Here is a 17,967-nt window from a genome sequence, read left to right as displayed (position 1 = left end):
CGAGGTGAACGCCGATGCCCTGCCCGCACTGACAGCCTGACCCCTCATCGAAGGATCGCTACACCACTACCTGGGACTTGACCGCAGGATCAAGGTGGCGACGGATAGGCGCGCCCGCTCCAAGCTCCCCGCGTTCGTTGAACAGACGCGCATGCGCTCGGATGCACCCACGGTGATCTATGAGGGCCTTGCTTCACAATCTGTCGCGGACGCTCTCATCGAATGTCACCGACGGATCGAGATGGAGAGTCTTCTCGGTGCTGCCAAGCAGGCGCGAAACGAGGGGCTGTTGACCACTGCGGAGTGGCGGCGAGTGCGCAGCGAGATCGCTTCTTGAGCTACGTGGGTGCGCCGACCAGCGTGCGTTCTCTGGAACAGCGCATTCGAAATCTCGAAGGTGATGAAGGGCTGACGCAACGGCGCAGGGTGAGCATGGGGCTGGTCGTCGTCGGCCAGATGCTGCCCGCCGGAGCGATCAAGGGTGGCAGTGCGATGGCACTCCGATAGGGGAGGGGCACGCGATTCACTCGGGATCTCGATGCCGCGCGGATCGCTTCCCTTGCGGTGTTCCGCGCCGAGTTCGAAGAGGCGTTGGCGCGTGGATGGGCCGGCTTCACGGGTCGGCTTGTGCGGAAGGCTGCGCCGCGGCCGACGGCAGTGCCCGCGGCATACGTCATGCAACCTTTCGAGGTGAAGCTCGACTATCGAGGTCGAGCCTGGTGCACGGTGAAGTTCGAGCTCGGTCACAACGAGATCGGCGACGCCGAAGAACCCGAGCTGCAGCTCGCCGATGACCTCGCGGCGATGTTCACGGAGGTAGGCCTCGATGCGCCGATGCCAGTTCGAGCCATGCGAGCGGATCATCAGATCGCGCAGAAGCTCCACGCGGTATCCGCTGAGGGTAGTGAGTGTGCCCGCGACCTCGTTGATCTCCAGCTGCTCGATAGTCGCGAAGATTTGGACCTTGCTCTCGTTGCCGAGACCTGCGCACGGCTGTTCGACTATCGGCGACGGCAGCCATGGCCGCCGACCGTCGCAGCGCCATCGCAGTGGACCTCTCTCTACGCTGAGGCATCGGAGGATCTTGATGTCCTGCCCTCGATTGTTGAGGCAGTCGACTGGGTGAACGCCTTCATCCGGCGTATTGCTTCGGGCGGATCTTCCAAGAACCTGGATGCGGAGAAGAGATCGGGGCTGGAGTGATTTCAGAGCGAGTGGCAAAGGGTCGTCGGGCTGCGGCAGTGGACGTTGCTGCATTGGTGGCGTTGCGAGCAGAGATGTTCGCCGCGATGGGCATTGATGCGTCCGGCGAGGCCTGGCGTGTCGCTGCCCACGAATGGTTCGAAAGGCGACTGGACGATCCTGACTTCGGGATATTCGTGGTCGAGGACGGCGGCGTTGTCGTGGCCTCCGCCGTCGGCGCGATTCGTGATGCAGCACCGTCACCCTCGTGCCCCAAGGGGCGCGACGTCCTCATCAACAATGTCTGCGCGCTTCCTGCGTACCGTGGACGTGGGCTTGGCGCCGCAGCGTTCGATGCGGTTCTGGCGTGGGCGCGCGGGACCGGCGTCGAGCGCGCTGAGCTGATGGCCACGGACGGGGGCAGACGTATCTACGAGAAGGCCGGCTTCGTCGTGAACAGCTCGCTTGCCATGCGAGCGATGCTCTGAAGGCCCCGCGGGAGACCTGAACGCACAGAGGTTGGTATGTATTGAAACGTGGTCGAGTTCCGCTTCAACGTCTGAGGTCGATGGGTAAGTGGTGTCCACGTGGATGCCACAATGGAGCCGTGAGCAGCTCCCGATCACAGATCCGAATACGCTCCTACGACAGCGCTGACGCCGGCGAGACGCTGCGCATCTTTCACGACGCGATTACAGTCACGGCATCTGCGGACTATACGCCCGAACAGATCGCGGCATGGGCGCGGCCGAACAACCGCGATGTCGCTGGGTGGGATCGGTCGATGCTTGCGCGGGAGAGCTACGTCGCCCTCATCAGCGAGCAGTTGGCGGGGTTCTCCGATGTGAGCGCCGACGGCTATATCGACATGATGTTCGTGTCTCCGCGATTCGCACGACAAGGTGTGGCGCGCGAGCTCTTGACATTCCTCGAGCTTCGGGCGCGGAAGATGTCAGCGGGTCGGCTTTCTTCGAATGTGAGCATCACGGCTCGCCCGCTCTTCGAATCGCTCGGCTTCCATGTGGTGGACGAACAGAATCCCGTGACCGGGGGCGTTGTGATGACCAATTTCCGCATGCTCAAAGAGCTCAGCTATCAAGCGTAGCGCCGTCAGTTCCTGGCCACGCCGCCGGGGCCGCGGCACAGCGCGGCGGTGCGCGAGCGACTGAGTCGATCACCACCACTGACCAACCCGCTTCCACGACGAAGGAGACAACGTGACCGCGACATCCCTGGAGCGCAGATTCCGCCAGGTCGATGTGTTCGGCGAGGATCCCTGCACCGGCAATCCGGTCGCAGTGGTCCTCGATGCCGAGGGGCTCGACGAGGAGGCGATGCGGAGGTTCTCGGTCTGGTCGAACCTCTCCGAGTGCACCTTCGTGCTGCCGCCGACCGAGCCGGGCGCGGATTATCGGGTGCGCATCTTCAGCCTGAACACTGACCTCCCGTTCGCCGGGCACCCGACCCTGGGAACCGCGCAGGCATGGCTGGACGCAGGCGGCATCCCCGCGACGTCGGGCGTCGTGATGCAGGAATGCGGTGCTGGGCTGGTCCCCGTGCGCGTCGAGGCGGACCGCGTCGCCTTCACAGCGCCCCCACGACTTCGCTCGGGTCCCGTCGACCCCGACCTTCTCGCCGTAGTGATCGAGATCCTGGGGGTCGAGCGCGAACGGGTGCTGGACGCGGAATGGCTCGACAACGGCCCAGGCTGGGTGGGGCTTCTGCTCGATCACGCGGACAGTGTTCTGAAGCTGCGTCCAGACGCGACAGCGCATCCAGGCCGCTGGGACATCGGCGTGATCGGCGCTCACGACGTCGGCTCGGAGACGGCGTTCGAACTTCGGGCTTTCTTCACCGAGGGCGACGGGCCGCTGCTCGAAGATCCGGTGACAGGGAGCCTTAACGCTGCAGCCGCAGAGTGGCTCATCGCGACCGAACGCGCCATCGCCCCCTATGTCGCCGCTCAGGGAACCGCGATGGGCCGAAGAGGTCGCATCCATATCAGTGTCGACGACCACGCATTGTGGGTCGGCGGGCGAGCCGAGGTGGTCCTCTCAGGAACCGCTGTTCTGTGACGGTTCAGGAGCCAGAGGTTGGTCTGTGCCGGAATGCGGTGGAGTTCCGCTTCAACGTCTAGTTGCGTTCCGGTTCAACCTTTCTGATGCACCGCCCCGACCGCTCTCGAATGGCCGTGACCGGCACAGTAACGGCTGAGAGGATGGCTGGATGGCTGATGCTGACTACGAACCCGATCTCGTTCCCGAACTACTCGTCACCGACGTTGCGAAGAGCGTCGACTTCTGGTGCAGCCTTTGCGGTTTCGAGATCGCTTATGACCGCCCTGCCGAGGGCTTCGCGTACATCACCCGCGGACGCGCACACATCATGCTCGAGCAGCGCGGAGTCGGTCGCAACTGGCTGACCCAAGAGCTGGCTTCGCCGTTCGGGAGGGGAATCAACTTCCAGATCGGCGTGCCTGAGCTCGAGCCGATCCTCGCAGCACTTGCGAAAGCGGAGCGGTCGCTTTTTATGCAGCCGGAGACGAAGTGGTACCGCGTGAGTGATAGCGAGGAAGCAGGTGTCACGCAGTTCCTCGTGACCGATCCCGACGGGTACCTGATTCGATTCCAGAGCTCGATCGGGCGTCGAGTTGTCGCTGCCGCAATTGCCTCGGACGCCCTCAGTGACGAATGACCACTCGCACGCCAGACGAGGGATGAGAGGTTGGTATGTGCGGCGACGTGGTGGAGTTCCGCTTCAACGTATGAGTTGTCGGACGCTGCTCCGTGGCGTGGGGCGGTCCGTCCAAGTACGCTGACTGTCGTGCCTAGGGTTCTTGTCACGGGAATGTCTGGAGCGGGGAAGTCGACCCTGCTCGATGAGTTGGACCGCCGCGGCCATCTCACCGTCGATACGGACTATGACGGTTGGGAGTTGCCAGGCAGCGCATGGGATGAACGGCGGATGAGTGAACTGCTCGCCACCCACGGCGACGTGATCGTGTCCGGTACGGTCGAGAATCAGGGGGTGTTCTACGACCGGTTCGATCATGTAGTGCTCCTGAGCGCGCCGGTCGAGGTGCTGATCGAACGCATCTCGTCGCGAACCAATAACCCTTATGGCCGCACCTTGGAGCAACAGGGTGAGGTGCGGCGATATGTGGCCGATGTTGAGCCGCTGCTCCGGCGTGGGGCGAGCCTTGAGCTCGATGGGCGTCATCCTGTCGCTGACCTTGCCGACTCCATCGAGGCGCTCGGACGCGGCTGGCCAGAATCGCACCGCAGGGCGTGATTCCGCGCGTGGTGACTGTTGAGAGGTTGGTATCTGCGGCGACGTCGTGGAGTTCCGCTTCAACGTGTGACCAGGGTGCTTCAGTGACGGCCCCCAGGCTGCCTCTGCAGGCGGGGTCGTGCTGTCGGTGCGGGCGGTATCGATCTCCCCGTGCGCATGGAAGTGGCCGTCGCTGATGACTGCATCGCACACGGGTGCGGAGACGAGGGGTTCGAGGCCTCGGTGCGGCGGTGATTCAGCTGAACGGACCACGCACGGACACGCCGCCGTCGACGGTGAGCTGCTGGCCGGTGACGTACGACGACTCGTCACCGGCCAGGTACAGGGCGGCGCTCGCCACCTCTGTCGCGTTGCCGAAGCGACCTTGCGGTATCGCTTCGACCCAGTCGTCGCCCTGGGTGTTTCCCGATGCTCCGGTGGCGATCGCACCGCCTGCGATTACGTTCATCCTGATCTGCTTGTTGGAGTACTCAGCCGCCACAGTCCTGGCCAGACTGGCCAGTCCGGCCTTCATGACCCCGTAGGCCGCTTGGCCGGGCGCGGCCATGGATCCGGTGACGGAGCCGATGCTGATCACGGTGCCGCCGGAACCCTGGCTCAAGAATTCCGGAATCACCAGACGAAGGGTGCGCGCGACGTATCGGAGGTTGAGCTCATAGATCGTGTCCCAATCCTGGTCGGTGATCTCGTGCAGAGGAACCGCCGGGACGAAAGCCACCTGTCCACCGACCACCGTGACGACGACGTCGAGACCGCCCAGCCACGCCACGGCCTCGTGGACCATCGACTCGAGTCCGTCGGACGATCTCACGTCGACGTCGATGGCGAGCGTCCTCCCCTCCCATTCCGCGGCGGCCGCCCGGGCGCTGCGCGTATCGAGGTCGGCGATCGCGATCCGCGCGCCGGCGGCTCCGAAGGAGCGGGTGATCGCCCGGCCGATCCCATCGCCCGCTCCGCCGATGATCAGAGTTCGTTTGCCCTCGAGCGTCATGAGCGAAAAGTACCAGAGGGCCGATCACACCTGGATGGAACGGACCTGTCGCCATCGCCGAAGCCAGGACCGTCCGGGCAGATCGATCCCCATCGAGTAGGAGGCCGCCGTAAATCCCAGGGGTGCAGCTCGCGGCCTGACTCCGTGACTGTCGCCTGAGCTGTCACCTGTTCGCGCGGCAGGTCCTCCTGGGTCACGGTGCAAGTGAGCTTGCCGCGACTCGAGACTGTGCTGTCGTGTTGATCGGCGTGAAGAGGTTGACCAGGTTGCCGTCCGGATCCCGGAGGAGGAGCGACCGGTTGCCCCAGGGCATGTCGGTAGGTTCCTGGACGAACAGCTCGACGACATCCTGGAGGGACGTGTAGGTCGCGTCGACGTCATCGACGAGGAAGTCCAGGGCGACGCTGCGATTCGCGCGAGCCTCGGCGGCGTCGTCTCCGAGCAGCGGCACTGTGGCGGTGCTGGCGATGGCCAGCGTGCCCGATGGCGAACGGAGCTCGGCGAACATCGGATGGAGCCGCTCGGCCGTGACCCCGGTGAGCGTTTCGTAGAACTCCACGAGCGCGTCGACGTCGTCGGTGAAGATTCGGGTGGCTGCGAGCTGCATCGCTGTCTCCTCTGAGGGTGAACGTGGCCTGCGAACCAGGCCGCAGAGAAGACGCTACGGTCAATACCGGGCGGAAACTGCCCGGTATCCGAGTGAGGATGGACGCCATGGCTGACACGACCGCGCGAGCGCTGCACCTGCTCGAGCTGCTGCAGTCCGCGCCGCTGCGCACTGGCGCCGAGCTGGCCGATCGCCTCGGTGTCGACGAGCGGACGGTTCGACGGGACGTGGCGCGACTGTCTGATCTGAGGGTGCCCGTCGAGACTCTGCGAGGGCGCTACGGGGGGTACCGGCTTGCGCCCGGTCAGCGCGTCCTCCCGCTCATGTTCAGCACTGAGGAAGTGATTGCGGTATTCCTCGGACTCGCCCGTTCGCAGGCGGCGTCGCGGGAACCGGGAGTAGCCGCACAGACGGCCCTGTCCAAGATCAAGCGTGCGTTGCCGGCCACTGATGCGACGAGGATCGACGCCCTTCTCAGCACCATGACGCGCACGCCCCAGCAAGGGGATAGCGCCCCCGACCCTGCCGTGATGCTGGCGTTGGCGGAGGCCGTGGACCATCGACACGTCCTCGATCTGCGCTACGTCCGCGGCGATGGGACCCCGTCGCGGCGCACGGTCCATCCGCATGGCCTGGTAGCGCACTCCGATCGGTGGTACCTCGTCGCCTTCGACACGGATCGGCAGGAAGAACGCACCTTCCGGGCAGACCGGATCCGATCAGCTCGGCCGACATCCGGAACCTTCGCACCGCCGCTGCCCCCCGATCTCGAAGGCCGTCTCCTCGACCTCTTCGCCGACGCGGACTATCAGTTCCGGGTCGTGCTGCACATCCGGGAGACCGAGGAGCGCATCAGGGGTCATCTGCCGCGAAGCGTGGCCCGCCTGGAGAGGTTGGACCCTGCGGAGGACCGGGAGGACCGGGAGGACCAGGAGGGTCACGGTGGGCCGCCCTGGCATCGAGCCGAAATCCATGCCAAGGAGCTCGACTGGCTGCCGTCCGTCATCCTGGCTCTCGACTGCGAAGTGGTGATCGAACACCCCGACGAACTCCGAAGCCGTGTGAGGGCTGCTGCGATGAGGTTGCTTCACTCGGCCGGCGCCGATCACCCTTCGCCGATGACGAGCGACGAGCGACGAGTGAAGAGAGACCGGGCATGAGCCGCGCGACCGACGGCGCGGGCTCGTAGGGTGGGCGCATGATCTCCGACCCTGGATCACCCGGCGGCACCACCGAGCGCCCGGCGATCTTCTTCCAGGACGCCGCTGAGTTCCGCGCGTGGCTCGAGCGCCACCACGACACCGACACCGAGCTGTGGATGGGGCTGAAGAAGGCTCATGTCGCAGATCGCGGGCTCAGCTGGGCCGATGCCGTGCTCGAGGCGCTGTGCTTCGGATGGATCGACTCGGTGTCGCAGAGGATCGACGACGACTCGCGTCGCCAGCGCTGGACACCGCGCACGTCACGGAGCACGTGGTCGACCGTGAACATCGCGCACGTGGAGCGGCTCCTGTCGGAGGGCCGCATGCATCCGTCCGGCATCGCGGCGTTCGAACGACGCTCCGTCGATCGGTCGGGCATCTACTCCCATGAGAACCCCGAGGTGGACCTCACGCCGGAGCTGCAGGCGATCGTGGACGCGTCCCCTGGATCTGTCGCGTTCCTCGCCGAGTCGACCGCCGGCTACCGCAAGGCCGTGCGCCACTGGATCATGTCCGCGAAGCAATCCGTCACGTGGGAACGCCGCGCGCGGCAGCTCGTCGCCTGCTGTGAGGCGGGCGAGCTCATCCCGCCCCAGCGCCCCGGGCGCACGCCGGCCTGGCTCTCACGTGCGGCCGCGGCGGCCCTCAGAACAGAGGCCACGGCACCGCCGGCATCTCCCCGCTCGGAGCCGGGAACCGCCCGCTAGCACGCAGCTGGGTGCAGCGCGCGGTGAGCGATGCGATCTCCTCGGTGCTGAGCAGGTCCGTCAGGCGCTGCCCCAGCTCGCCGCGCAGCCCGTCGCTGACGCGGTCGATGCCGTCGCGTTCCTCGGTGCTCAGATCCTCTCCCAGCCAGCCCCACAGGACCGTGCGCAGCTTGTGGTCGCAGTGGAAGGTGAGGCCGTGGTCGACGCCGTACCGATGCGCGTCAGCCATGGGGAGGATGTGGTCGCCTTTGCGGTCGGCGTTGTTGACGATCAGATCGAACACCGCCATGCGTCGGAGCGCCGGCGAATCCTCATGGACGAGGGTGATTCTCTGCCCGCTCTGATCCTCGCCCTCGAGAACGCTTCTCCAACCGGTCTCGGGCAGGTGGTCCGTCGGGACCAGGTCCACGGCGCGCTGGGTGCGGTCCTGCTCCTGCCAGAGCTGCACCATCCCCTCGCCCAGCGGGCCGTCGCGCATCCACGTATGCGGCACGACGTTCCAACCGAGAGTCTGGGAGATCAGATAGGCGGCCACCTCCCGGTACGCCAGGGTGCCATCGGGGAAGTCCCAGAGCGGGGCCTCGCCCGCGACCGGCTTGTAGACCACCGTCGCGTCACCGATGGTGCCCAGGAACGTCGCGTTGGAGGCCGTCGTGAGGCGGCCGGTGAGCGTCAGCTCGGCGGTCGCCAGATCCGGCGCGCTCATCAGTAGTCGGGAATGGTGCAGATGTGGCCGTCGGGGTCCATGGGGTAGCCGCAGAGCGTGCACAGGGGCCGCCCGGCGTCCACGACCTCCCGGGTGCGCAGGGTGAACGCGCGAGCAGTGCCGACCGGCATCCGCACCCGCAGCATCTCGGACTCCTCCGCAGCGTCGTCGATCGCGTCCTCGTCGAAAGCGTCGGCGTCGAGCGCATCGTCATCGGGGAGGGGGTGCGCCTCGATGATCACCTGGGCGGTGGTGGGGTCCCAGCCGATGCCGATGGTCCCGGTGCGGAACTGCTCTTGGACGGCCTCGAGCGGATCATTGTCGACGAGCTCGACGGGAGTGCTGGTGGGAACGCTGAAGCGGTTGCCCTCGACGTCGATGAGCTGATCGAGGACCTCGTCGAGCTTCTGCGCGAGCAGAGCGGACTGCTGCTTCTCCAGCGCGATGCTCACGATCTGTGCCCCGGCACGCACCTGCAGATAGAAGGTTCGGTCACCCGGAGGCCCCACCGTCCCGATGACGACCCGGTCCGGCCAATCGAACTCGTGAACATGTGCAGGTGCGTCGGTCATGTGACGATCCTAGGCGTCCGGTCGTCCTCAGCGGGAGTGCTGGCACCGCCGCCGTTCGCGTCGGGCGTGCCGGCACCGCCGCCCACAGCTGCGTCGCCGGAGGGGATCGCCTTGACGAGCCAGGACAGGTCGCCGGAATCCGTGTTGGTCGCCGAGACCCGCGGCCGGCTCGCGCCATAGGTCACGATCGACACGGAGGCGGGGCCCACCTCGAGCCGCTGGAAGACGTCGAGGTGCATGCCGAGCGCGTCGGCCAGGATCGACTTGATGATGTCGCCGTGGCTCACCGCCACCCACACCGCGCCCGGCCCGTGCTCGGCCTCGATGGCGGCATCGTGGCGTCGGATCGCCGCCACCGCCCGGGCCTGCATCCCGGCCATGGACTCGCCACCAGGGAAGACGACAGCGGAAGGCTGCGACTGCACGACCCGCCACAGATCCTCGGTCGCGAGATCGCTGAGCTGGCGGCCCTGCCACTGGCCGTAGTCGCACTCCGTGAGCTCGGGCTCGACCGACGAGGACGGGGTGCCGCGCTGGCGCTCGACGATGGCTCGGGCCGTCTCCGCGCAGCGTTCGAGAGGGCTTGAGACAACCCCGACCACGGGCACGGCCGCGATCCTCTCCCCGGTCAGTGACGCCTGGTCCCGTCCGCGATCGTCGAGGTGGACGCCGGGGGTTCGACCTGCCAGCTGTCCCGTCGCATTGGCCGTGGTGCGGCCGTGCCGCACGAGGAGTACTGTCGCCATCTTCCCAGCCTAGCGACCGTGTCGAGGGCCGGTGCGGGCAGGGGGATCACAGGACGTGAGTCGCCGCCCGGCCGACGTCGGCGCAGGCCGAGAGGGGAAGGCAGGGGATCTGACGACGTGGAGATCCTCGGGAGCGCGCAGCGGCAGGGCGAGGTCCTCGACACGGCGTCCCGCCCTGTACGAGATCAGCTCATCGAGCAGTTGTCGGCGGGAAGTCTGTCTGGTCCTCGGGCGTCCAGGCGAGAACGTCGCCGGGGGTGCAGTCGAGGACCCGGCAGATGGCGTCGAGAGTCTCGAAACGGACGGCACGCGCGCGCCCGTTCTTGAGGACCGCGACATTGGCAGGAGTGATCCCGATGGCTGCGGCGAAGTCGCCGACGCTCATGCCGCGCTCGGCGAGCAGGACGTCGAGCCGCACGGTGATGGCCATGTCAGATCACCTCGTCCAGCTCCTGGCGGAAAGTGACCGCACGCTTGAGGAGGTCGCGCATCACGGCGACGACGAGCGCCCCGGCGATGCATACCGCGGTGCCGGACATGCCGACGATGAGCAGCGCGCTGCCGGTGCTCATCTCCCTGCCGTCCGGGATCGCGCTCGCCTCGATGGACGGTGCGACGATGTCGGTGAGGGCAGCGGCGACGCTGAGTCCTGCCGCGAGGAGACATGCCCCGATGGTGACGTCGACCCAGATGAAGGGCCGCTGGGAGAAGATCGAGTCGTTCCAGGTGTGCCGCAGCAGCATGCCGGTCGCGATGAGCACGGCCTCGAAGCACGCGATGCTGAGGATCCCGATGATCGTCAACGCTCCCTGGGCGCGGGCGACCACCGGGTCCACGAGGGCTTCGTCGGCGAGCGCCGTGGGCACGACGACTGCTTGAAAGAAGACACAGGTCAGGAGGGCCAGGGCGAGCCCGACCTCGAGTGCGATGATGAGGGCTCGTCGGAGCATCGGCGTGGTCATGCATTGAGTGTCGATCGATATCTATCGTTTGTCAATCGAAGCTTGGGGCGGAAACGCACCTATTGCTCTCGGCATGAGGGCCGGATGCCGTCGGGACGCCCATCGGAACGGTCGTCGGAGTTCGCGCCAGCTCATGCCAGATAGACCTCGCCTCCCACTCTCTCAGTCCAGCGGCATGTGGTCCTCGCCGAACTCGACGCCCTCTGATTCGAGCCGTTCGCGCGCGGCCTTGTGGACGACCCCGCGTTGACGAGGATCTGCCTCGAGCAGCCCGAGCACGGTCTCGCGGGAACTGTTGGGGTGACGCGCCACCTCCACGCGGTTGCCCCAGAACGCGTCGTGCGCGAACCGAGAGAGGATCTCGGCGCTCGCGCGCCGGTTCATGATGGCGCCACTGCGGATCGCCTGATTCGGGTCGGTGAGGAACGGTTCGAGCTCGTCATCGGTGGTCGCGGCGGCGGCGAGCGCGTACCGCCGCTGTTCGTCCGCCCGCTCCTCCGGCGTCTTCTTCATCCGTGCCATCTTGCCTCCGTCGTGCGTCCGTTCCTCGGACGCCCAACGTAGCCCAACGCCGCAACGCCGCAACGCCCCAACGCCCCAACGCCCCAACGCCCCAACAAGACTGGCTGCCGGAGACTGTCGCGTCAGCGATAGCCTGGGGCTATGCACTTTGACTCTCTCGGCTCCAGCGGTCTCCTCGTCTCGGCACTCGGTATCGGGTGCAACGCCTTCGGGCGCCGGATCGATCAGGATGCGGCGACCGCTGTCGTCGAGGCCGCGCTCGATGAGGGCGTGACCTTCTTCGACACCGCCGACGCCTACGGCACCGGCGAGTCCGAGACGATGCTCGGGACGGCGCTCGGCTCCCGCCGTGAGGAGGTCGTGATCGCGACCAAGTTCGGCATGGACATGGGGGATACCTACCCGGGGGCGCGGGCGAACCGCGCCAGCCGCGGCTACATCCTGCGCGCGGTCGAGGGCTCCCTGCGTCGCCTGGGAACCGACCACATCGACCTCTTCCAGCTCCACACCCCCGACCGCATCACGCCGATGGAGGAGACGCTCGACGCCCTCGGCGACCTGGTCAGCTCCGGCAAGGTCCGCTACATCGGCTGCTCGAACCTCGCCGCCTGGGAGGTCGCCGACGCCGCGCACCTCGCCTCCGCCGTCGGGGCACCCGCGTTCATCACCGCACAGAACGAGTACTCGCTGTACAACCGCAGTGCCGAGGCCGAGCTGGTCCCCGCCCTCGAGCACTTCGGCATGAGCCTGCTGCCGTACTTCCCCCTCGCCTACGGACTGCTCACCGGCAAGTACTCGCAGACCGGCGGCGCCCCCGAGGGCACCCGCCTCGCCACCGAGACGGCCCGTCTCGACTCGGCCCGCTGGGACGTGGTCGAGGGGTTCCGGGAGCTCTCCGAGGAGTCCGGGCGCAGCATGCTCGAGATCGCCATCGGCGGCCTGCGCGCCCAGCCTGCCGTGGACACTGTCATCGCCGGCGCCACGCGTCCTGAGCAGGTCGCCGCCAACGCGCGCGCCGTGGCATGGGAGCCGACGGCGGAGGAGCTCGACGCGATCGATCGCGTCGTGGCGCCGGGCTCCGGACCCGGCCACTCGACCTTCGCCGCATCGCGCCGCTGAACCCGGCCCAGAGCCGGCCGGACCCGCGGCATGGGTCGAGCGCAGCCCACGACGGCCCGCGCTCCGGCCGTGCGGCAGGAGGTGCTCTGAACCGGAATGCGGTGGACGTCTGCTCCACCGCCTGACAAGGAGTCTGATCACGTGTCATCAGAGGTGGAAGCGGCGTGGGCCGCGTTGCGCAGCACAGGGCGGGTCACTCTCGCGGGAGCGCCGGCCCTCTGGTCCACGGCGATGCGGTGGCTCATCCTGGCCCTGCTGGCGCTCGTCGTGCTGCTCGCTGTCGGCGGCCTCGTCGCGATCCCGATCGTCCTCGTCGCGGGAGTCGAGGTCACCGTCGCCACAGTGGCCGGTGTCCTCGGCGTCTATGTCATGTTCGCCGTGATGGGTGCCCTGATCAGCGTGTGGTATCGGCAGCAGAAGAGGTATCGCGCCGTCGAATCCCACCCTGTCGTGCTCGAGGCCGGGGGCATCACCCTGCGGGGTGTGGGGCCGATCCCATGGCGTGATTTCGGTGCGGCTCAGCACCGTCTGGTGCGCTCCGAACACTCCAGCGGATACACCCGTCGGGCGGTGATGCCGTTGACCCGCACGGGTTTCGTCGCCGTCAACCAGCATCTCGCCCCCGACCTCCGAGGCCGGATCTCACCGGCCACCGGTCCGTTCTGGAACCGCACCCACCCCCACATCTACGTGCCCGGGGTCGAGGGGCTGGATCAGGGCGAGGTCATGTGGCTGATCAACGCCGCTCACCAGATGTTCGGAGGCCGCCAGAGGCGGTGAGATCGCGGCGACTCTGCTGCGGCGACTCGGCTGTGGCGACCTGGCAGCGGCAGCTCCGCCGCTATGACGTGCTCGGGGCCGGGGCCGCGTCGTCTGACGATGCGACGCCGTCCCGTGGCGTGAGGTCGGGAGCGAGCGCTTCGCGCTCGTCGAAGACGAAGCATTCCCCGTCATAGTGGTCCTGGCCGACGTGCTCGAAGTAGCCGAGGATGCCGCCGTCGAGCTGCAGAGCGTCGATGCCCTCTTCGCGCAGGTAGATCGCGGCCTTCTCGCAGCGGATCCCCCCGGTGCAGAAGCTCACGACGGTCTTGCCCTCGAGCGCGTCGCGATGTGCGGATGCCGCGTCGGGGAAGTGCGTGAACCGTTCGATGCGCCAGTCGATCGCGCCCTCGAAGGTGCCGTAGTCGACCTCGAACGCATTGCGGGTGTCGAGCAGGACGATCGCGCGGCCGCCGTCGTCGTGCCCCTGATCGAGCCAGCGTTTGAGAGTGCGCGGCGCCACCGCCGGCGCACGGTCCTCGGCAGGGCGGATCGTGGGGTGATCCATGCGGATGATCTCGCGCTTGAGCTTGACGAGCATCTTGCGGAACGGCTGCTCGGCCGACCAGGTCTCCGTCGTGGTCAGCTCGGCGAAGCGGGAGTCCGTGCGCAGCTCCTCCACGAACCCGCGCACCGCCTCGGCGTCGCCGGCGAGGAAGAGATTGATGCCTTCCTCTGCGAGGAGGATCGTGCCCTTCAGACCCGCGGCCTCGGCGCGCTCGCGCAGCACGGGTCGTAGCTGCTCACGATCGATGATCCGGGTGAACAGATAGGCGGAGATGTTGAGGACGCGTTCCACAGGGTGAGCCTACAGATCGGCGACGGTGCAGGACGTTCTGCTGTGCGACGTGCGGTGCGCAGCAGCGCGCAGACCTCCTGCAGCCGGCGCTGCACGTCGGGCGGTTGGCGGAAGGACGGCTCCGTCCACTCCTGCTCGTCCGCCCAGGACTGCAGACGGCCCTCGGCGCTCGCCGCGGTGCAGGGGGCGAAGGACTCGGTCGTGATGCTGCTGCGCCACCATCGGCCATGGACCGCGGGTTCCGTGACGACAGGGCGCGTCTCGACGGGGGAGGCGTAGTCGTGCGCGTACCCCGGGGCGGCGATCAGGTCCGTGATCACCTCGTGGTCGCTCTGCCCCGGGTCGAGGGCGAACTCGGTCAGCTGGATCCATAGGGACGTGGAAGGGTCCATGTGCACGATCTCTGAGCTGAGGAGGCGGAGCGTCATGCGCCGAGGGTACAGATCCGCTTCTGGTCCGCTCCTGACCCGCTCAGGACGGCAGGGCCGACGGGGTCCCGACGAGGAGCAGATTGACGTCCGAGTCGCGGACCACGAACTCGGTGGCTCCCCAGGGCTTCACCTGCAGCGTCTCCTGGAAGTCGGCACCCGCATCCTGGAACTCGCGGAAGAGTGCTCCGGCGTCGGCGGTCGTGATGTATGCCGACAGCAGCTGCTCCTGCTCTCGCACGTCTGCCACGAACGGTGACTCGTCGACGTGCCGCAGGTTCAGGCGCGCATCGCCGCGGCGCACCTCGCCGTAGAACGGAGGGTCGCCATGGGTGAAGACGATCTCGAACCCGAGAAGGTCGCGGTAGAAGACCAGCGCCCGCGCGAAGTCGGTGACGAACACCTGCGCAGTCGCTCGGTGAAGCCGGAGCGGGGACCTATCGGGGGCAGGCATCGGGGGGGAATCTCCTTCGGGTCAGATCGGATCAGCCCACGCCTCAGGCAGTGCGCAGCCCGAACTCGTGGCCGTCGGGATCGGCCAGCTCGAGGTGGCCTTCCTGCTCGGCGAGGCGGGTCGCGCCGAGCGCGACCAGCCGCTCCGTCTCGAGGGCGAGGTCCGCCGCGAGCAGATCGAAGCGCTGCCGGCTCCTCACGTGCTCGGACGGGGCGGACGGATCCTCCCAGGAGTCCCAGGAGATCTTGGTGCCGCCGTGCGGGGACTGGATCGCGGTCTGGCCGTTCTCATCCAGCACCAGCGGCCAGCCCAGGGCCTCGTGCCAGAACACTCCGACATCCCGTGTCCCGTCGCAGGTGACCTCGCCGAGGAAGCCGGTGCCCGCGAGGTAGGTGTTGCCGGGTTCGATCACGCACAGCTCGTCGTCGGCGGGGTCGGCGAGCACGATGAACCTGTCGTCGGAGGACTGGCCCACATCCAGGTGCCGGCCGCCGAGATCCAGCGCCCTCTGCACGGTCTGCTGCTGGTGCTCGAGGGTGCTGCTGGTCAGGTGCAGATGAAGCTGGCGCGGACCGAGTTGCACGGTGTCGGAGGTGACGAAGCGGAGCCCCACCTGCGTCACGGTCCCCGGCACCGACGCGCCGCCGGGCTCGGGGAGGACCTCGCGGTCGAGCAGCCCGGCCCAGAAGCCCGCTGCCGCGCTCGCCTCGGCCACGTCGAAGACCACTGCGTCCAGGTGGAGGGTCACTCCTGCACTTTGGGACGGAATCCTGCCCATGGCGAGAGCTCGGACCAGATGTGCGGGGAGCGTGCGGAGCGGGGCATAGGCTCGATGGCCACATCCCCACGGACCCCGAGGAGGCCCACCATGCACGAGCGATCCGAGATCTCCTCGTTCCAGCCGACGGACGCTTGGAATATGGACTGGCCGTACGACGTGTGGACGCAGGTCGGGGTGCAGGCATCGATCAGCGGTCCTGACGCGGCGACCGCGGTGCAGGACTTCGTGGAGTCTCTGGAGCACGAACCGGACTCCGACGACCCGGGCGGCGCAGGTCTCCACTACCGCGGCGGGTACACGGCCGAGGTCACGACTCCGGACGACGGCGAGGTGTGGCAGATCGTGCTGGCGTCGGCGGGCGAGGACGGGCTCGGTTCCGTGCAGGATGCGGCGGACGATCTCGTCGCCGCACTGCGGCAGGCCTCCGGCGAGGTCCGGCTCGCCTGGAGCGAGCTGCCCGCCACCCGCGCGAGGACGGCACCATGACGGATCCCGAGCGCACGACGGATCAGAGGGCCGCGACCGTCGTGGTGGACGCCGCCAACTGCGTCGGCAGCGTGCCCGATGGCTGGTGGCGCGATCGTGCCGCGGCCACGCGGCGGCTGCGCGACTCGCTCTCCTCCGATGCTCTCCGTCACGACCTGCAGCTGGCCGCGACTCCTGCGCTGGTGCTCGTGGTCGAGGGGCGAGCCCGCGGCGTCCAGTCCACGCCGACGGTGCAGGTCGTTCACGCTCCCGGGATCGGCGACGACATGATCGTCAAGGTCGTCGAGCAACGTGCCGCACAGGGCGAGAGTATCGTCGTCGTCACCGCGGATCGGGAGCTGCGGACCCGGGTCACCGCTCTGGGTGCTCGCACCGTCGGCCCACGGGTCGTGCGCCCGAGCTGATCGGCCGCCGAGCTGAGCACTCGAGCTGAGACGCCCTGGGTCGTGACCCGCCCGCCGACCGCAGCTCAGTAGCGCTGTGTACGACTGCCCAGCATGCGCTCCAGCGGGATGCTGTCGTCCTGCCAGGGCGTGAGCAGCCAGACCACGAGGTACGCGCCCACGCCGAGCACCGGGAGCAGGAACGAGGCGAGGACCAGCACGCGGACCAGCCACACGTCGAGGCTGAATCGGTCGGCGAGGCCACCGGCGATCCCGCCGACGAGACGTCGGGGACCACGGCGGAAGCGGATGCGGCGGAGGGAGTCGAAGAATGTGTCCATGCCTCGACGCTACGTGCCGTGCACTTCGAGCGCACTGGGGCTGACCCCCGCAGGCGATGACGGGAAACCGGAGAGAGGTCGCCGGAGCGATGGGGAGAGGCCAGCGGTGTGGTCAGCGCCGTTCGGGACGCCCGCGCAGGGAATGCCTTCGCCTCAGGTCCAGCCGTGCAGGATCATCGAGGATGCACAGGGCGAGGGAGCGCTGAGCGGCCGTGCTCCAGCGCGGGGTCACAGCGTCACCCGCCCTGCAACGACATTCGACTCGCACCAACTTTCGACCCCGCACCGACACCCGAGGAGGAACCATGACCGAGTACGCGGACTGGCAGGCGCCGACCCCGTCGCGCGGCCTGGTGATCATGCTCCCGGGCGCGGCATACACGTGCCAGATGCCGCTGCTCCACTTCGCGGCTCTGGTCGCGATCAGTCATGGCTGGGACGTTCGCGAGGTCGACTGGACTCCGGCGGAGAACTGGGGGACCGAGCAGATCGGGCTCGAGCTGGCGGCGGCCATCGGCGACCACGAGGGACCGGTCCGGGTGGTCGGGAAGTCGCTCGGCACCCTCGCCGCTCCCTATGCGGCCGAGCATCGAATCGATGCTGTCTGGCTCACCCCGCTCGTGAAGATGCCCGCCGTGGCCCGAGCGATCGCCGATCATCCGGGACGGCAGCTGCTCATCGCCGGGACCGACGACACCGACACCTGGGACAGCGGGATCGCCGCTGCGCTCAGTGCCGAGGTGCTCGAGATCGCCGGGGCCGATCATGGCTTGCGAGTCGCGGACCCGGTGCGCACGGCCGAGATCCACGTCGAGGCGACGCGAGCGATCGACGGCTGGTTCGGCGGTGCACGATAAGGGATCCGACGC

The 17,967-nt window shown here is 67.6% G+C and carries 25 protein-coding genes and 1 pseudogene; 13 read left to right on the top strand and 13 right to left on the bottom strand.

Annotated elements, in window-relative coordinates; translation table 11 throughout:
- Positions 1-528: 528 nt before the first annotated feature.
- The 6 genes and pseudogenes from ABD093_RS07660 to ABD093_RS07635 all read left to right on the top strand — a co-directional run.
- Positions 529-1,203, top strand: a pseudogene (locus tag ABD093_RS07660) (nucleotidyl transferase AbiEii/AbiGii toxin family protein); the annotation flags it as partial.
- A gap of 74 nt (positions 1,204-1,277) precedes the next feature.
- Complete coding sequence (locus ABD093_RS07655) at positions 1,278-1,670, top strand: GNAT family N-acetyltransferase (RefSeq protein WP_343923488.1); 393 nt, start codon at positions 1,278-1,280, stop codon at positions 1,668-1,670.
- 119 nt (positions 1,671-1,789) lie between these two features.
- Positions 1,790-2,287, top strand: coding sequence for a GNAT family N-acetyltransferase (locus ABD093_RS07650; protein WP_343923486.1), 498 nt, complete (start codon positions 1,790-1,792; stop codon positions 2,285-2,287).
- A gap of 112 nt (positions 2,288-2,399) precedes the next feature.
- Positions 2,400-3,257: a PhzF family phenazine biosynthesis protein gene (locus tag ABD093_RS07645; RefSeq protein WP_343923484.1), complete on the top strand. Its 858-nt coding sequence runs from the start codon at positions 2,400-2,402 to the stop codon at positions 3,255-3,257.
- A gap of 151 nt (positions 3,258-3,408) precedes the next feature.
- The gene (locus ABD093_RS07640) at positions 3,409-3,876 is read left to right on the top strand and encodes a bleomycin resistance protein (RefSeq protein ID WP_193119486.1); all 468 of its coding nucleotides are present in this window, start codon (positions 3,409-3,411) and stop codon (positions 3,874-3,876) included.
- Between the two features lie 129 nt (positions 3,877-4,005).
- Positions 4,006-4,473: an AAA family ATPase gene (locus ABD093_RS07635; RefSeq protein WP_343923481.1), complete on the top strand. Its 468-nt coding sequence runs from the start codon at positions 4,006-4,008 to the stop codon at positions 4,471-4,473.
- Positions 4,474-4,708: 235 nt separating this feature from the next.
- On the opposite strand, the gene ABD093_RS07630 is transcribed toward ABD093_RS07635, so the two are convergent.
- Both ABD093_RS07630 and ABD093_RS07625 read right to left on the bottom strand, forming a co-directional pair.
- Positions 4,709-5,464, bottom strand: a complete 756-nt coding sequence (locus tag ABD093_RS07630; protein WP_193119240.1) for an SDR family NAD(P)-dependent oxidoreductase — start codon at positions 5,462-5,464, stop codon at positions 4,709-4,711.
- A gap of 193 nt (positions 5,465-5,657) precedes the next feature.
- Complete coding sequence (locus ABD093_RS07625) at positions 5,658-6,071, bottom strand: VOC family protein (RefSeq protein ID WP_193119241.1); 414 nt, start codon at positions 6,069-6,071, stop codon at positions 5,658-5,660.
- A gap of 107 nt (positions 6,072-6,178) precedes the next feature.
- Here ABD093_RS07625 and ABD093_RS07620 point away from each other — a divergent pair, with 107 nt between their 5' ends.
- Positions 6,179-7,231, top strand: coding sequence for a helix-turn-helix transcriptional regulator (locus tag ABD093_RS07620; RefSeq protein WP_343923478.1), 1,053 nt, complete (start codon positions 6,179-6,181; stop codon positions 7,229-7,231).
- 38 nt (positions 7,232-7,269) lie between these two features.
- Positions 7,270-7,980 (top strand): YdeI/OmpD-associated family protein, encoded by a 711-nt coding sequence (locus ABD093_RS07615; RefSeq protein ID WP_343923476.1) that lies wholly within the window; start codon positions 7,270-7,272, stop codon positions 7,978-7,980.
- On the opposite strand, the gene ABD093_RS07610 is transcribed toward ABD093_RS07615, so the two are convergent.
- The 6 genes from ABD093_RS07610 to ABD093_RS07585 all read right to left on the bottom strand — a co-directional run bounded on the left by ABD093_RS07610 (position 7,919) and on the right by ABD093_RS07585 (position 11,488).
- On the bottom strand, positions 7,919-8,686 hold the full coding sequence (locus ABD093_RS07610) for an SCO1664 family protein (protein WP_343923474.1): 768 nt from the start codon (positions 8,684-8,686) through the stop codon (positions 7,919-7,921). The two genes, ABD093_RS07615 and ABD093_RS07610, sit on opposite strands and share 62 nt — an antisense overlap.
- On the bottom strand, positions 8,686-9,258 hold the full coding sequence (locus ABD093_RS07605) for a DUF3090 domain-containing protein (protein WP_193119245.1): 573 nt from the start codon (positions 9,256-9,258) through the stop codon (positions 8,686-8,688). The genes ABD093_RS07610 and ABD093_RS07605 overlap by 1 nt, the downstream gene beginning before the upstream one ends.
- A complete protein-coding gene (locus tag ABD093_RS07600) occupies positions 9,255-10,004 on the bottom strand; it encodes an MSMEG_4193 family putative phosphomutase (protein ID WP_343923471.1) in 750 nt (249 codons plus the stop codon). The genes ABD093_RS07605 and ABD093_RS07600 overlap by 4 nt, the downstream gene beginning before the upstream one ends.
- Positions 10,005-10,194: 190 nt before the next feature.
- Complete coding sequence (locus ABD093_RS07595) at positions 10,195-10,434, bottom strand: helix-turn-helix domain-containing protein (protein WP_193119247.1); 240 nt, start codon at positions 10,432-10,434, stop codon at positions 10,195-10,197.
- Position 10,435: 1 nt separating this feature from the next.
- Positions 10,436-10,966, bottom strand: a complete 531-nt coding sequence (locus ABD093_RS07590) for a DUF2975 domain-containing protein (RefSeq protein WP_193119248.1) — start codon at positions 10,964-10,966, stop codon at positions 10,436-10,438.
- A gap of 162 nt (positions 10,967-11,128) precedes the next feature.
- Entirely contained in the window at positions 11,129-11,488 is a 360-nt protein-coding gene (locus tag ABD093_RS07585; protein WP_343923469.1) for a hypothetical protein, read from the bottom strand.
- A 141-nt stretch (positions 11,489-11,629) separates the two neighbouring features.
- On the opposite strand from ABD093_RS07585, the gene ABD093_RS07580 reads away from it, so the two are divergent.
- Entirely contained in the window at positions 11,630-12,607 is a 978-nt protein-coding gene (locus ABD093_RS07580) for an aldo/keto reductase (RefSeq protein ID WP_343923467.1), read from the top strand.
- Between the two features lie 141 nt (positions 12,608-12,748).
- Positions 12,749-13,387: a hypothetical protein gene (locus ABD093_RS07575; protein WP_343923465.1), complete on the top strand. Its 639-nt coding sequence runs from the start codon at positions 12,749-12,751 to the stop codon at positions 13,385-13,387.
- Positions 13,388-13,448: 61 nt separating this feature from the next.
- Here ABD093_RS07575 and ABD093_RS07570 read toward each other — a convergent pair whose 3' ends face one another.
- Genes ABD093_RS07570 through ABD093_RS07555 form a run of 4 tightly spaced genes read right to left on the bottom strand, consistent with a single transcriptional unit; the run spans position 13,449 to position 15,855 of the window.
- Positions 13,449-14,225, bottom strand: coding sequence for a sulfurtransferase (locus tag ABD093_RS07570; RefSeq protein ID WP_343923463.1), 777 nt, complete (start codon positions 14,223-14,225; stop codon positions 13,449-13,451).
- Positions 14,123-14,653: a hypothetical protein gene (locus ABD093_RS07565; protein ID WP_343923461.1), complete on the bottom strand. Its 531-nt coding sequence runs from the start codon at positions 14,651-14,653 to the stop codon at positions 14,123-14,125. Before ABD093_RS07565 ends, ABD093_RS07570 begins: the two co-directional genes overlap by 103 nt.
- Positions 14,654-14,696: 43 nt before the next feature.
- Positions 14,697-15,107 (bottom strand): VOC family protein, encoded by a 411-nt coding sequence (locus tag ABD093_RS07560; protein WP_343923459.1) that lies wholly within the window; start codon positions 15,105-15,107, stop codon positions 14,697-14,699.
- 43 nt (positions 15,108-15,150) lie between these two features.
- Positions 15,151-15,855: a VOC family protein gene (locus tag ABD093_RS07555; protein ID WP_319021702.1), complete on the bottom strand. Its 705-nt coding sequence runs from the start codon at positions 15,853-15,855 to the stop codon at positions 15,151-15,153.
- 120 nt (positions 15,856-15,975) lie between these two features.
- Between ABD093_RS07555 and ABD093_RS07550 the strand changes: the two genes are divergently transcribed.
- Together ABD093_RS07550 and ABD093_RS07545 are read left to right on the top strand one after the other, a co-directional pair.
- Positions 15,976-16,374 (top strand): hypothetical protein, encoded by a 399-nt coding sequence (locus ABD093_RS07550; protein ID WP_226850972.1) that lies wholly within the window; start codon positions 15,976-15,978, stop codon positions 16,372-16,374.
- Positions 16,371-16,778, top strand: a complete 408-nt coding sequence (locus tag ABD093_RS07545) for an NTP pyrophosphohydrolase (protein ID WP_193119255.1) — start codon at positions 16,371-16,373, stop codon at positions 16,776-16,778. Before ABD093_RS07550 ends, ABD093_RS07545 begins: the two co-directional genes overlap by 4 nt.
- A gap of 65 nt (positions 16,779-16,843) precedes the next feature.
- Here ABD093_RS07545 and ABD093_RS07540 read toward each other — a convergent pair whose 3' ends face one another.
- A complete protein-coding gene (locus ABD093_RS07540) occupies positions 16,844-17,098 on the bottom strand; it encodes a PspC domain-containing protein (RefSeq protein WP_193119256.1) in 255 nt (84 codons plus the stop codon).
- Positions 17,099-17,403: 305 nt separating this feature from the next.
- On the opposite strand from ABD093_RS07540, the gene ABD093_RS07535 reads away from it, so the two are divergent.
- A complete protein-coding gene (locus ABD093_RS07535) occupies positions 17,404-17,955 on the top strand; it encodes a hypothetical protein (RefSeq protein WP_193119257.1) in 552 nt (183 codons plus the stop codon).
- Positions 17,956-17,967: the final 12 nt, after the last annotated feature.

Origin of the sequence: Brachybacterium tyrofermentans, from assembly GCF_039526165.1 — a bacterium.
GTDB lineage: Bacteria > Actinomycetota > Actinomycetes > Actinomycetales > Dermabacteraceae > Brachybacterium > Brachybacterium tyrofermentans.
Note: the sequence above shows the minus strand (reverse complement) of the source record. Positions and strands in the feature narration are given on the sequence as shown.

What these genes read in the sequence shown, in the direction of transcription:
- ABD093_RS07655 (WP_343923488.1), top strand. Translation starts at nt 1,278, where the DNA reads ATGTTCGCCGCGATGGGCATTGATGCGTCCGGCGAGGCCTGGCGTGTC.
- ABD093_RS07640 (WP_193119486.1), top strand. Translation starts at nt 3,409, where the DNA reads ATGGCTGATGCTGACTACGAACCCGATCTCGTTCCCGAACTACTCGTC.
- ABD093_RS07630 (WP_193119240.1), bottom strand. Translation starts at nt 5,464, where the DNA reads ATGACGCTCGAGGGCAAACGAACTCTGATCATCGGCGGAGCGGGCGAT.
- ABD093_RS07625 (WP_193119241.1), bottom strand. Translation starts at nt 6,071, where the DNA reads ATGCAGCTCGCAGCCACCCGAATCTTCACCGACGACGTCGACGCGCTC.
- ABD093_RS07620 (WP_343923478.1), top strand. Translation starts at nt 6,179, where the DNA reads ATGGCTGACACGACCGCGCGAGCGCTGCACCTGCTCGAGCTGCTGCAG.
- ABD093_RS07615 (WP_343923476.1), top strand. Translation starts at nt 7,270, where the DNA reads ATGATCTCCGACCCTGGATCACCCGGCGGCACCACCGAGCGCCCGGCG.
- ABD093_RS07610 (WP_343923474.1), bottom strand. Translation starts at nt 8,686, where the DNA reads ATGAGCGCGCCGGATCTGGCGACCGCCGAGCTGACGCTCACCGGCCGC.
- ABD093_RS07605 (WP_193119245.1), bottom strand. Translation starts at nt 9,258, where the DNA reads ATGACCGACGCACCTGCACATGTTCACGAGTTCGATTGGCCGGACCGG.
- ABD093_RS07600 (WP_343923471.1), bottom strand. Translation starts at nt 10,004, where the DNA reads ATGGCGACAGTACTCCTCGTGCGGCACGGCCGCACCACGGCCAATGCG.
- ABD093_RS07595 (WP_193119247.1), bottom strand. Translation starts at nt 10,434, where the DNA reads ATGGCCATCACCGTGCGGCTCGACGTCCTGCTCGCCGAGCGCGGCATG.
- ABD093_RS07590 (WP_193119248.1), bottom strand. Translation starts at nt 10,966, where the DNA reads ATGACCACGCCGATGCTCCGACGAGCCCTCATCATCGCACTCGAGGTC.
- ABD093_RS07585 (WP_343923469.1), bottom strand. Translation starts at nt 11,488, where the DNA reads ATGGCACGGATGAAGAAGACGCCGGAGGAGCGGGCGGACGAACAGCGG.
- ABD093_RS07580 (WP_343923467.1), top strand. Translation starts at nt 11,630, where the DNA reads ATGCACTTTGACTCTCTCGGCTCCAGCGGTCTCCTCGTCTCGGCACTC.
- ABD093_RS07565 (WP_343923461.1), bottom strand. Translation starts at nt 14,653, where the DNA reads ATGACGCTCCGCCTCCTCAGCTCAGAGATCGTGCACATGGACCCTTCC.
- ABD093_RS07560 (WP_343923459.1), bottom strand. Translation starts at nt 15,107, where the DNA reads ATGCCTGCCCCCGATAGGTCCCCGCTCCGGCTTCACCGAGCGACTGCG.
- ABD093_RS07550 (WP_226850972.1), top strand. Translation starts at nt 15,976, where the DNA reads ATGCACGAGCGATCCGAGATCTCCTCGTTCCAGCCGACGGACGCTTGG.
- ABD093_RS07545 (WP_193119255.1), top strand. Translation starts at nt 16,371, where the DNA reads ATGACGGATCCCGAGCGCACGACGGATCAGAGGGCCGCGACCGTCGTG.
- ABD093_RS07540 (WP_193119256.1), bottom strand. Translation starts at nt 17,098, where the DNA reads ATGGACACATTCTTCGACTCCCTCCGCCGCATCCGCTTCCGCCGTGGT.
- ABD093_RS07535 (WP_193119257.1), top strand. Translation starts at nt 17,404, where the DNA reads ATGACCGAGTACGCGGACTGGCAGGCGCCGACCCCGTCGCGCGGCCTG.